Origin of the sequence: Marinomonas sp. UCMA 3892, assembly GCF_012726345.1 — a bacterium.
Taxonomy (GTDB): Bacteria; Pseudomonadota; Gammaproteobacteria; order Pseudomonadales; family Marinomonadaceae; genus Marinomonas.
Genome location: NZ_PTXN01000002.1, coordinates 150,432 through 163,791 on the forward strand (window position 1 = coordinate 150,432; position 13,360 = coordinate 163,791).

Genomic DNA, 13,360 nt, shown 5'->3' on the forward strand with positions numbered 1-13,360 from the left:
CCTTATAGTTTTAGAGACCAGTACCTTAAAAACCAAAGTACTTCTTGGCGTTTCCAGCACAAATCCCTTTTACCATCTCGCCTAATAACGCCATGTCTGCTGGGGCTTCACCACGCTCAACCCAGCCACCAATCATTTCGCACAACAAGCGGCGGAAATACTCATGACGGGTGTAAGATAGGAAGCTACGGGAGTCCGTTAACATGCCGACAAATTGGCTTAACAAGCCCATTTGCGCCACGCTGGTTAGTTGACGTTGCATGCCGTCTAACTGATCGTTAAACCACCAGCCAGAACCGAATTGCACCTTGCCTGCCACGCCGCCACCTTGGAAGTTACCCGCCATAGTTGCCAACATTTCGTTATGCATTGGGTTTAGGCAGTAAAGGATGGTTTTCGGTAACTCGTCACTTTGATCTAAGGTATTCAAGAAACCAGACAAAGGTTCCGCAAAAGCACGATCGTCCATGGAATCAAAACCAGAATCACCACCAATCAGTTTAAACATTCTGGAGGAGTTATTACGGCGCGCACCAATGTGCAGTTGCATCACCCAACCTTTCTTGGCGTATTGCTTACCCAGCCAAACTTGAACTGCACTGGAAAACTGTGCGATCTCAAGTTCGGTTAAAGCTTGTTCACTTATTCGCTTCGTTAGAATGGCATCTAAATCAGTTTCACTTGGCTCACTAGCAAAACGCATGATTTCAATGCCGTGGTCGGCACTGCGGCAACCATGAGCATCGAACACTTCAAGGCGCTGAGCCAAAGCTGCGATCAAATCACTAAAACGAGTGATATTGATGTCAGCCGCTTTACCGAGTTTATTTAAGTAATCTTTGAAGCCAACATGGTCGACTTTAAAGGCACGATCCGGGCGCCAACTTGGCGTGACAGCAATATCGAAACTATTGTCATTAGCGATAAATTTATGATGTTCTAGACTATCCGCTGGATCGTCTGTGGTTCCGACCATTTTCACCTTCATTTGCTGCATGATGCCACGTGCTGAAAACTCGGGTTGCTGCAACATTTCATTGCATTGATCCCAAATAGCATCCGCCGTTTTAGGAGAAAACAATACATCCGTAATGCCAAAAGGACGGCGCAGTTCTAAATGCGTCCAATGGTAAAGTGGGTTGCCAATACACTGAGGCACGGTTTTCGCCCAAGCTTGGTATTTTTCTTTAAAGCTTGCATTCCCAGTCACTAGGCGTTCTTCAATACCTGCAGTACGCATGGCACGCCATTTATAGTGATCGCCCTCTAACCAGATTTCACCAAGGTCGGTGAAACGGCGATTTTCTGCGATTTCTTGCGGGCTTAAATGGCAATGGTAATCATAGATTGGCTGATCGGCTGCATACTCATGATATAAGCGCTTCGCGGTTTCTGTGGTCAGCAAAAAATCTTCTGTCATAAAGTTTTTCATATCATTCCCTCAGCTTATTTAAGGCTACTTAGTGCGATAAGTTGAGAACGCTCAACACGCTTGCCGTTCACATAGAAAGGACGTTGCTCATTGTCTGGCAGAACAAAACTCACTTCTTTGTAAGCTGGCTGCCATTCACCTTCTCGTGAAATATTGAGATCAATTCGTTCAAGATCAGATTTCAACGTTATGTTCAGCAACAGATACTTGCCATCTAAATAGCCAGTTGAAAGCCCATCATCATCAAACACGGATAAGTCACGCTGACCTGCCCCTTTAAATGGGAAAACAAGGAACTGCCGTTGGGTGTCTTTTTCAGCATCAACATGGGCAATACGGCTGCTAGTAGGAATCACACTGCCTGCACGAGCAAGCAAAGGAATCTCTTCTAGCGCGGCTGGCAAGGAAATGTCTTGTCCACCGGCATACCAAGTCTTACGGTGGAAGTCGTACCAGCCTTCGCCATTGTCAGGCAAATACACGGGGCGAGTTCGTTGACCTTGCTCTACGACAGACGCTACCAATAAGTCTTTACCCAATAAGAAGTCGTCGCTTTCTTCATAGGTACGAGCATCAGCTTCATGGTCCAAGAAAGTCGGACGCAACATAGGTTCATGATCTTTGTGCGCCTGCCAAAGTAGATCGTACAAATACGGCATCAGACGGTAACGCAATGTCATGGCTTCACGAATGATTGGCGTTGCTTCTGGGTACATCCAAGGTTCGTTAACCGTTTTGTCATCATTCCAAGAATGGATAGTAAAACGTGGGTGCATGACGCCATTTTGTACCCAGCGAACAAAGAGTTCTGGGTCTGGACGATCACCAGAGAAACCACCGACATCGTGACCAAGGTTGTACAAACCAGAAAGGCTCATTCCCACGCCCATACGAGTGTTGTAACGCAGGGTTTGCCAGTTGGTACGGTTATCACCACTCCAAGTTTGCACATAGCGTTGCATGCCAGGACAACCAGAACGCGAGATCAAATAAGGTCGCAAGTTAGGTGCAAATTCGGTTTGGGCTTCATAAGAAGCGCGCATCATTAACAACGGTTGCAATGGACGAATCAGCTTAATTGGCGTCGATTTACCAAAGCCAACACAACGAGCGTTACCATCCCAAACTTCGTATTCGTTATTGTCATTCCAAGTGGAATCGATGCCCTTTTCAAGCAATTGCTCAGTGACATTTTGTTTCCACCACTGGATGGTATTCGGGTTGGTAAAATCTAGATGTGAGCCAGAATCATCCCAAAACTGAGAAGATTCAGGCGCATCAAACTCTGAGTCTTGAATGAATAGATTTTGTGAGGCCACTTCATCAAAACGCGGGTGGTCTTGCAGCAAACACGGCTTGATATTGGCTGCCAGTTTAAGACCGGCTTGATGAAAGTCCTCACTCAATTTAAGCGGGTTTGGTACCTTACTGGTGTTCCAATTAAACACATAACGCTTATTGCCAATCGAGGTATAACCAGAAGAAAGCTGGAAAGAGTCGCAAGGCATGCTGTGATTGTCACAATGCTTAATAAAATCACCTAGTTGCTCTTGAGCGTTTTCAGCATCCGTATAAAGCATGGTGGAGCCACTATAACCAAGGCTCCATTTTGGACCAAAAATGGTTCGCCCCGTCAAATTCACATAGGTTTTCGTAACATCTAGAACTTTTTCGCCATACATGAAGTAGAAATCTAGATCCCCCTCATCAGCATGATAGCTACGGTAGTAACCATGATAATTGTCTAGCTCGTTACCCAAATCAAACCAACTGGTTGACAAGTTATCGTAGAAAATACCGAAACTCGCTTGCTCGGTTTTCGTAATATAAAAAGGAATGTGTTTGTACAATGGATCGGTGTTTTTGGCATCGTACCCCATCGCATCGATATTACGCATTTGATAGCGCGAACCGTGGCGATTTAAGTCTCCAGTTTTCTCACCTAACCCGTAATACTTCTCTGACAAATCTCGAGCCATGTAATGATGAATATCATTAGACTGCACACCCAGCATATACGCACCACTGTGGCGGTCCGCAGCAAGATAATGCCATTCACCGGCAGCATCAGCGTATTCCCACGTCAATTTCAACGGTTTTGACAAAGTGACTCGAAGAGAAGACGTAGCAATGCTCAACTGATCATCTTGCTCTGACAGTTTAAAGTCAGGGCAGGAGAACCCTTCTGTGCTCATGCGGTCGCGGCCTTGCCAGTTCATTTCACTGCCATTTAGGCTGTCATTAGGGGAAATGCACCAACTGTTTTCAAGTTGCAAGGTTTTGTTCTTTTTCAACAAAACGCGAATCACGTTGGACTCTAATACAAAAAAGTGCAAAACGTGACGATCATCACATTCAATGTCTACACGGTTATTTTCAACGCCAAGAAGCTTCCAATTTTTGATCGGCTTCATAAATATCTATCTCCAAATATCATTAAAATCTGCAAGCTTCTAGTACTAGTAACCAAGCAAAAGAGACGGTAAAAACAAGGTGATTTCTGGAATGAAAGTCACAGCCAACAGCGCCAATAACAACAATCCAAATATTGGTAATAACGGCTTAATAACTTGGTCGATTTTCACACCACTTACCGAGCAACCAACAAACAAAGCACTACCCACAGGAGGAGTACAAATACCGATACATAAGTTGAAGGTTAGAATGATGCCGAAATGAACCGGATCTATCCCCAATTCCAAAGCAATCGGTAAAAAGATAGGGGTAAAGATTAATAATGCTGGCGTCATATCCATGAAGATACCGACGATAAGCAGAATTAAATTGATAATTAACAAAATGATAATTGGGTTATCAGACAAGGCGAGTAAAGCATCACTTACCGCATAAGGAATATCAGCATTGGCCATCGCCCATGCCATTGACATGGAAGCGCCAATTAATAGCATGATCATCGACGCCGTCATCACAGAACCAAGTATGATATTTGGCATGTCCTTTAGGCTAACTTCGCGATAAATAAGCGCTAACAAAAAGGAATATACAACGGCAACTGCAGAGGCTTCCGTGGCAGTAAATACACCACCGATAATACCACCCATTATGACAACAATAAGACCTAAGCTCGGCAATGCTCTCAGTGTAATCACGCCTGCTTGGCTTAAAGACACTTTTTCTGAAACTGGGTAGTTTTTCTTCTTCGCTACGATGGCAACCGCCAACATAACACAAGCGCCCATTAACAGACCTGGCAAGTAACCGCCTAAAAACAAGGCGCTGATAGAAGTACCACCAGAAATGAGGGAATACACAATCAAAGCATTACTTGGCGGAATCAACAAACCAGCCGGGCTAGAGGTAATATTGACGGCGGTTGAAAATACTGGGTCGTAGCCACTCTTTTTCTGCAATGGAGCCATAGTGCCACCCACCGCTGCTGCTGCAGCTACAGCCGAGCCAGAAATAGAACCAAACAGCATGTTGGCAATCACGTTTACATGCCCAAGAGAACCTGGCAAGCGCCCAGCAAGCAGCTTAGAAAACTCTATAAGCCGAAGTGCCAATCCCCCCCGATTCATGATGTTTCCTGCCAAAATAAAAAAAGGAATGGCTAATAAAGTAAAACTATCCATTCCTGAGGCAAGTTTTTGCGAAACAACCGACAGTGAAGCATCAAAAGGCAACGATACCATGATGGATAACAACGAGGAGATCGCAATGGAAAAGGAAATCGGTACACCAAGTACCAACATAGTGAAAAAACTACCGAATAAAACGAGCGCAACTAACCATTCCACGTTTTTTATCCTTATTATTAGAATTTTAAACCACTAAACAAGGTAACGAGTAGGCGTTACTGTCTAGCATGTAGAGATATTTAATCTTGAGTTGGAGCAAAAAGATCTCGTAATAAATAAAGAATCATGCAAGCACCGCTTATCGGGATAGCTGAATATACCCAGCCCATTTCAAGCCCCAAAACCGGAGAAACCTGCCCATTACTGAGTGTTTTCATCACTAATGAACCGCCGCCAAACAGCATAATCACAACAGCAAAAAACAAACCGATTGAGGTAATTAGTATTTGCAGAAAGACTTGTTTTCGCCCTTCTAATGTTTGCGATAAGAAATCCATCGCCAAATGTTTTTTCTTCCCTAAAGTAAATGCAGCACCGAGTAAACCAACCCAAATAAAAAGAAATCGAGCCAATTCATCCGTCGACGTGCTAGGTGCACCCAATACATAACGAGAGAACACTTGCCAGACCACACAAACAACGAGAGACACCATCAAAACGATACAAACCGTTGATAAGACGCGGTCTACCACATGAATAAATTTCGCCATTTTCCACCTCCAGAAGGGATAAAAAGCCCACAATAGCTTTCACCAATCGACGACATATTGAACCAAACATAGATTTTGGTCAACTAACTTAACTAGATTGGTTGACCAAATTTAATATGCATGCAATTATGCAAATTCATAACAACGCACCTTGTTTATCCGACAATGTTAAAAATAATATAAAAATACCAAAACGGAGATTTACAGAATGTTAAATATCAAAAAAACCAAGCTGCATGTTGCCTCAGCACTACTATTAGGTAGCTTGATGGGCGCTTCATCAATGAGTTTCGCTGACACACTAAAACTGAGTCATAATGGCGACACTAAGTCTCCAGTTCACAAAGCACTAAAGTTTTTTGCTGATGAAGTAAAAGATAAGACAGATGGGGAACTTAAAGTACGAGTTTACCCAAATGGACAATTGGGCACCCAACGCGAGTCTTTAGAGTTGTTGCAAAGCGGCGCGCTAGATATGGCTAAGTCAAATGCCAGTGAACTTGAGTCCTTCGACCCTGCTTATGGCGCTTTCAACATTCCTTATATCTTTAGAGATCGCGAACACTTCTACCGCGCACTAGAAAGCAAAGATGTTGGCCAGAAAATTTTAAGTTCTTCTGCAAAATATGGCTTTGTTGGTGTCGCTTATTTTGATGCAGGCTCACGAAACTTCTACGCCTCAAAACCAATACACTCTCCAGCCGATTTAAAAGGCATGAAAATTCGTGTTCAACCAAGCCCAAGTGCAATTAAAATGATGGAACTAATGGGCGCATCCCCTACCCCACTTCCATTTGGTGAATTGTATACTGCTCTTCAACAGCGCGTTGTCGATGGTGCCGAAAACAATATTGGTGCCGTAACAACTTACCGCCATGGTGAAGTAGCTAAATACTACACTCGCGATGGTCATGCGATGATTCCTGATGTCTTGGTTATTAGTACCAAAACTTGGGATGGCCTATCAGATAAAAACAAAGCAGCCGTTCTAGAAGCAGGTAAAGATGCCACAGCGTATATGAAAAAAATCTGGGGTGAGTACACTGAAGAAGAACTTAAAAAAGCGACTAAAATGGGTGTAGAAGTTATTGATGTTGATAAAGACCCTTTCATCAAAGCCGTAGCGCCAATGTTTCAAGAAGCAGAGCAAAATCCTGTTATCGCTCCTTATGTTAAGGCAATAAAAGCACTCGACAAATAAGTTAAATCAAGCGACTCTTATCTTGGTGCTATTGTTATAGCAGCAAATAAGAGTCGCTCATTATTTGAACGTTTCTTTTTTAAACACATCTGTCTCTAATATTTTCATTGAATTGGCTAAATAAAGTAGAAAGCTATGATAAATACTCTTGTAAAACCAAAGCGCCTATACCAAGAGGTGGGACTTAAGTTATACGAGGAACTTAGGCAAGGCCAATATAAGGTAGGAGATCGTTTACCTCCGGAACGTGATATTGCTGAGCAATTAGGCGTGAGCAGAACCTTACTTCGTGAAGCATTAATCATGCTTGAACTAATGGAAATTGTCGAAGTCCGCAAAGGCAGTGGTATTTATCTTCTAAAGCAACCTACCAGCATTAAATCATCTGACAAATTTGAAGAGTCCCTAGATAAAGATGATGTTGGCCCCTTTGAAATGATGCAAGCAAGGCAATTGCTGGAAAGTCATGTAGCGGAATTTGCAGCCACTCAAGCAACAAAAAAAGACATCATCAAAATGCGTGATGCTTTGGAGCTCGAAAAACAAAACATTGATACGGCCGATCAAAATCATGCTGCCGACAAACTGTTTCATTTGGCTATTGCCGAAGCAACGCAAAACAGTGTATTGGTCGATCTCGTTGAAAACTTATGGGAAAGACGTGAAAACAGCCCAATGTGGAAACAGCTACATTCACACATTACAGATCAAGCCTATCGAAAAAAATGGCTAGTTGACCATGAAAATATTCTTCTTGCGATCCAACAAAAGAAACCGGATATAGCACGAATGGCCATGTGGCGACACCTAGAAAACGTTAAAGATACTCTTATGTTATTATCTGAACATCAAGATCCTAATTTTGACGGTTATCTATTTAGCACTAACCCTGTACAGCTCCCCTGCAGCTAACATTCAACAATTTCAATTATCCCTTATTACATGACATTAAGTGGCAATAAGGGATGCAGCCTCATTTCAATAAAGCATTTCACTCCATGACATTGTCATAGATACTATTTTTAACAAATCTCATCAATCGGTTAATTGCCGTTTTTATATTCCTAGACTATCTATAATAAGAGTCTTTTCTTAAATTGGAATGCATGATGGATCATACTAACGCCTCAGATTATAAGAAACCAATAAAGAACAATCAGTTGGTTGATAATAGCTTTTTTCAGCAATTAGTCACTTGTTTACCAATGGGTGCTATGGTCGTCAATACCGAAGCGGTAATCCTATTCGTCAATGATTCCCTTTCAGACATACTTGGCTATACAAAAAAAGAGTTGATTGGTGCAGACATCGATTTTCTTCTCCCCAACCAATTTCAGGCTAACCACAAAAAGCTCATGATGCAGTTCTTTAGCCAGCCTCGTAAACGTCAAATGGGCGTCGGACAAGCCCTTCATGCACGGAAAAAAAATGGCGACCATATCCCTATTGAAATTGGCTTGAACCCAATAGAACAAGAAGGTCAGACTTTTGTCTTGGCAACATTAATTGACCTTACAACAAGGCAACGTGCAAGCAATATGTTCCAACGGTCAATACAGGATGCACCTCATGGCGTATTACTCATTGATGCTGAAGGGATTATTCGATTAACAAATATCGCTCTATGCCAATCTTTTGGTTATGACTCTGATGAGCTAATCAATCAATCGATGGACATGCTTTTACCGCAACGCTATCGCAAGCACCATAATCATTTACGCGACACTTTCCATCAAAATCCAACACCAAGAATGATGGGAGTTGGTCGAGACCTTACCGCACTACACAAAGACGGCCGCGAGTTCCCTGTTGAAATCGGGCTCAGCCCATTTGAAGATGAAGAAGGCAATGAAATGGTACTGGTTTCATTATTAGATATTACCAAGCGCAAACGCTTAGAACAGGAACTGCGTGAAACCAATACCAATTTAGAAGAGTTTACTTATGTTGCGTCCCATGACTTACGCTCCCCATTAAGAGGCATTGCTGATTTACTAGAATGGGTTAAAGAAGATCTCGGAGAAACGCCCTTACCCGATGTAACACGCAACCTTGAGCGCATCAGTGTTCGAATCCAACGTATGGAACAGTTAATAGACAATTTATTAACTTACGCGAGGGCTGGAAAAGTTGAATCCAACACACAAAATATTAATGTACATTCACTGTTTGATTCTGTTTTCGAATTACTAGAGGTGCCAGAAGGAATCACAATAACTCGTGATATCCAAATCGATAACTTCACATCTGTGCTCACGCCGCTTGAAACGGTTATGCGCAATTTGATTAGTAATGCCATTAAACATCATGATCAAGAAAAAGGATCTATTACCATAGGCTGTGTTGCCGAAAACAACCTTTGTCATTTTACTATCTGTGATGATGGTCCTGGCATTCCAGAAGCCGCATTTTCTCGTATTTTCCGATTATTCCAAACGGTCACATCCAGTGAACGCAGTGGCACTGGAATTGGCTTATCGGTCAGTCGTCGACTGGTGGAAACCCATGGTGGACGCATCAGTGTGGAAGCAAATCAACATCAACGAGGGGTGACATTTCATGTTTGGTGGCCTAGATTTTTAAGGAAAGACACACATCACTAAGAGGAAAGATACTCATGATTAAAGAGTTAAGTGTACTCGTTGTTGAAGATGATGATGTAGCCGCAGAGTCAATAACGCGCAGCCTAAAAAAGGTAGCGCCAGAGATAAATATTGTCTATGCAGAACACGGCAAAGTTGCCATTGAAATACTTGAAAACAAACACCCAAGTAGAGCGTTAACCACCCCGTATGTGGTTTTATTAGATTTGAATATGCCAGTTATGAATGGCTTTGAGTTTCTAGAGTATGTTCGTGACAGCTCAAGCCTGCAAGACACGGTGATTTTTATACTTACTACATCGAATGATGATAATGATCGTTCACGAGCGTACGATAATAACGTAGCTGGCTACATGGTCAAATCTGCAGTTGGACCTCAATTTGCCAAACTGGCTGCTTTAATGGACGCCTATCGAAATGCTGTTGAGCCAAATCACTAAGTCTGGAGATATCATGGAAGTATTAGATACCAATGAAGGTCATGCCCTAAAACTATTAATTGTCGACGATGATGATGTTGATCGCGAACGTTTGCGTAGAATGCTTTCTAAATCCGATATAGAAACCAGCATTTCAGAAGCCTCTACCATTGAAGACTCTATGGATTTCCTCAGTAACGACGATTACGACTGCGTCATCGTTGATTATCGTTTGGGGCTAAACTCTGGGCTCACTCTACTAAATAGCATACGCACAACGATGGACCGGCACTGTGCTGTAATCATGGTCACAGGTTTAGGAGATGAAGAAGTAGCCGCTGAAGCAATGCGGCTCGGCGCCAGTGATTACCTACTAAAAAGCCAATTACAAAGCCCTCAACTCATACGAGCCATTATTAGCTCTATCCATCGGGCTGAGTTAGAAAAAAAACTCCATGACATGGCCCATTATGACAACTTAACAGGCCTAGCAAGTCGACCTTTACTACTTGAAAATTTACAGCAAATTATAATAAATAAAGAAGCCGCGGCTGTCGCATTTCTTGATTTAGATAACTTCAAACCAGTAAACGATAATTACGGTCATGATACGGGGGATTATGTACTCGTCACCATTGCCAACCGACTAAAACAGATACTCCGTAAAAGCGATACACTTGCTCGTATTGGCGGTGATGAATTTGTTTTATTATTAAGAGATGTTTCTTGTCGAGATGAGTGTGATGGCTTTCTAAATCGCCTTATTGAACTAGTCAACACTCCCATTGCATTGACAGAATTTGAATGTCAGGTTCAAGTATCAGCAAGTATCGGAGTCGCTCTGGTTTCTAATGACAGTTTAGAAGCAGACACTATTTTGCGCAGGGCAGATCAAACCATGTACCAAGCAAAAAACATGGGAAGAAATAACATCATATTTTTTGATCCTGAAGAGGAGCGCCGCCAATACGCCCGACGTGCTATGTTACAAGCAGCAGAACGAGGTATTAAACTCGATGAATTCGAGCTTTACTATCAACCTCAAGTCGACATGCAGGAACATCAACTAATTGGTGTAGAAGCACTTATTCGCTGGAACCATCCTACAATGGGATTTCTTTACCCTGGCGATTTCACTGAAGTACTAGAGCATCCTAATACAGGAGTTTTAATTGGTGAGTGGGTGCTACAAGAAGCACTACGCCAGCACAGTATTTGGCAAAAAAATGATTTAGTCATTAGCGTCAACATTGCACCAGCTCATCTTCTGAGCAAAAATTTTGTACACCGACTAGAGCAATTACTCAAAAGCATCCCTAACTTCAACCCAAACTTACTGGAAATTGAAATACTAGAGACCGTTTCAATTTCCGATATTCTTAATGCTGTTGAGGTTGTGAAAGCGTGTTGTAAATTAGGTATTCATGTTGCGCTAGACGACTTTGGTACAGGATATTCATCTCTTAATTATTTGAAGCAGCTTCCACTAAACACCTTAAAAATTGATAGAAGTTTTATTCAAAACATTTTATCTGATCCTGAAGATCGCGCTATCGTCGCGTGCATTGTCGCGCTAAGTAAAGCCTTCAACTACAAGCTAATTGCTGAAGGCGTTGAATCACTAGAACATGAACAAGCACTTATTGAGATAGGCTGCCTATGCGGGCAAGGGTACTTTATTGCCAAACCAATGACCGCTGATAACATGACAGCTTGGATTCGATACTATAACCAAAAACACAACATCCATTAGACTAGTTAGAACATCCCCACTTAATACGCATTTTCGAGTCATTTCACGCCGTTTTTCCTCCACGAATAACGGCGCTTTAATTACTTATCATCAACTCGATCATGACAAAACAAACAGCTAATTGTGCAAAATTACACCAACATCAGCATTACAAAAGTTTCAAAACCAGTTTTTAGTTTCATTAAAGGAAAAGTAACTTCCGCTTATAACGAAGGTTGGTAGACTGCTGCGAATAATCAAAACAAGCAGAAAAAAAGAGAGTTTATAATGATCACTAATGATGTCATGTCGCCGCAAGACCAACGCACCAGTAAAGTTATATTAGCTATTGCCGCCATCACTATTTTATTAGCCACCTTTGCGGGCATGATGCCCGGCGGAATGATAGGTGCTTTAGGAATTATGGTTATTGTTGGTTTTATCCTTAATTATATTGGGGACAGAACACCAATTATTAACCAATTTTTTGGTGGTGGCGCCATCGTGGTTATTTTTGGTTCTGCATACCTATTTCATAGCGGCTTATTCCCTTCTAGCGCAGAAAGCAATGTCACAACATTCATGAAAAGTGGTGGCTTCTTATCTTTTTATGTTGCCAGCCTAGTCACCGGTTCTATATTTGGTATGGACACTCAAACCCTTAAGAAAGCGGCACTGAAGTACATCCCTGTTATTTTAGGATCGGCTTTCTTTGCTTGTATCTTCACAGGTCTAGTTGGCATGCTGGTTAGCAAAAGCTTCTATGATTCCGTTATGCTGATCGCCCTACCAATTATGGGCGGCGGCATGGGAGCTGGCGCCGTACCGTTAGTTGAAATTATGTCTGGTAAGACTGGCATGAGTGCTGAATCATTAATGTCTCAAATGGTTCCAGCTCTGGCTATTGGTAACGCTATTGCCATTGTTATGGCCGGCTTGCTACACAAACTTGGTCAAGTAGCACCAAGCCTAACTGGCAATGGACAGCTAATCCGGGGGCAAAAATCGATCGAGGAAGAAAGCGAAAAAGCATCTTCTCTAAATATCACAACTCTAGGCATTGGCGCTTTGCTTGCAGTCAGCATGTATTTCCTTGGCACTCTACTATCCAATTACATCAGCATGCATACCTACGCTCTCATGATCCTATCTATCGCGATCATCAAAGTGTCTGGCATCATGCCAAAAGCATTAGAGCAAGCTGCGTTCTCTTGGTATAAATTTGTTGTTGGTAACCTAACACCTGCATTGTTAGTCGGTATCGGTGTTGCTTATACCGATCTAAACCAAATTCTTGACGCCTTATCTCCTATGTATTTCTTGCTTGTGTTAATCACAGTGCTTGGTGCGGTGTTTGGCGCTGGCTTGATTGGCTGGTTGATGGGCTTCTACCCTATCGAAGCAGCTATCACTGGTGGTCTTTGCATGGCAAACATGGGTGGCACAGGTGACGTTGCTGTTCTTGCTGCTAGTAAGCGCATGGAACTAATGCCTTTTGCACAGATATCCTCTCGAATTGGCGGTGCATTCATGTTAATTCTTGCGACTCTAGTGGTTCAAGCTATCGCTTAATAGTGCAAACGACTGGTTACCTACAATCAATCTTCAAACAAAAGGGGAAAGTCCATGATGGCTTTCCCCTTTTGTTTAGCCCCTTCGCTGTA

Annotated in this window: 10 protein-coding genes; 6 read left to right on the top strand and 4 right to left on the bottom strand. The window is 42.4% G+C overall.

Annotation, left to right across the window (positions count from 1 at the left end; all coding sequences use genetic code 11):
• Positions 1–25 precede the first annotated feature (25 nt).
• From uxaC to B6N13_RS03635, 4 genes are all read right to left on the bottom strand, one after another.
• Positions 26–1,432, bottom strand: a complete 1,407-nt coding sequence (gene uxaC, locus B6N13_RS03620; RefSeq protein WP_169458531.1) for a glucuronate isomerase — start codon at positions 1,430–1,432, stop codon at positions 26–28.
• 14 nt (positions 1,433–1,446) lie between these two features.
• Positions 1,447–3,846: a glycoside hydrolase family 31 protein gene (locus tag B6N13_RS03625; RefSeq protein WP_169458532.1), complete on the bottom strand. Its 2,400-nt coding sequence runs from the start codon at positions 3,844–3,846 to the stop codon at positions 1,447–1,449.
• A 45-nt stretch (positions 3,847–3,891) separates the two neighbouring features.
• Entirely contained in the window at positions 3,892–5,190 is a 1,299-nt protein-coding gene (locus tag B6N13_RS03630) for a TRAP transporter large permease (protein ID WP_012070471.1), read from the bottom strand.
• Positions 5,191–5,270: 80 nt separating this feature from the next.
• On the bottom strand, positions 5,271–5,741 hold the full coding sequence (locus tag B6N13_RS03635; RefSeq protein WP_012070472.1) for a TRAP transporter small permease: 471 nt from the start codon (positions 5,739–5,741) through the stop codon (positions 5,271–5,273).
• Positions 5,742–5,949: 208 nt separating this feature from the next.
• On the opposite strand from B6N13_RS03635, the gene B6N13_RS03640 reads away from it, so the two are divergent.
• From B6N13_RS03640 to B6N13_RS03665, 6 genes are all read left to right on the top strand, one after another.
• Entirely contained in the window at positions 5,950–6,942 is a 993-nt protein-coding gene (locus B6N13_RS03640) for a TRAP transporter substrate-binding protein (protein ID WP_012070473.1), read from the top strand.
• Positions 6,943–7,077: 135 nt separating this feature from the next.
• Positions 7,078–7,854, top strand: a complete 777-nt coding sequence (locus tag B6N13_RS03645; protein WP_012070474.1) for an FCD domain-containing protein — start codon at positions 7,078–7,080, stop codon at positions 7,852–7,854.
• Between the two features lie 197 nt (positions 7,855–8,051).
• Entirely contained in the window at positions 8,052–9,545 is a 1,494-nt protein-coding gene (locus tag B6N13_RS03650; protein ID WP_169458533.1) for a PAS domain S-box protein, read from the top strand.
• A 14-nt stretch (positions 9,546–9,559) separates the two neighbouring features.
• A complete protein-coding gene (locus tag B6N13_RS03655) occupies positions 9,560–9,985 on the top strand; it encodes a response regulator (protein ID WP_169458534.1) in 426 nt (141 codons plus the stop codon).
• Positions 9,986–9,998: 13 nt separating this feature from the next.
• Entirely contained in the window at positions 9,999–11,717 is a 1,719-nt protein-coding gene (locus B6N13_RS03660; protein WP_012070477.1) for a GGDEF domain-containing response regulator, read from the top strand.
• A 267-nt stretch (positions 11,718–11,984) separates the two neighbouring features.
• Positions 11,985–13,268 carry a 2-hydroxycarboxylate transporter family protein gene (locus tag B6N13_RS03665; protein WP_012070478.1) on the top strand — a complete coding sequence of 428 codons (1,284 nt, stop codon included), beginning with the start codon at positions 11,985–11,987 and terminating at the stop codon, positions 13,266–13,268.
• The last annotated feature ends 92 nt before the right edge of the window (positions 13,269–13,360 follow it).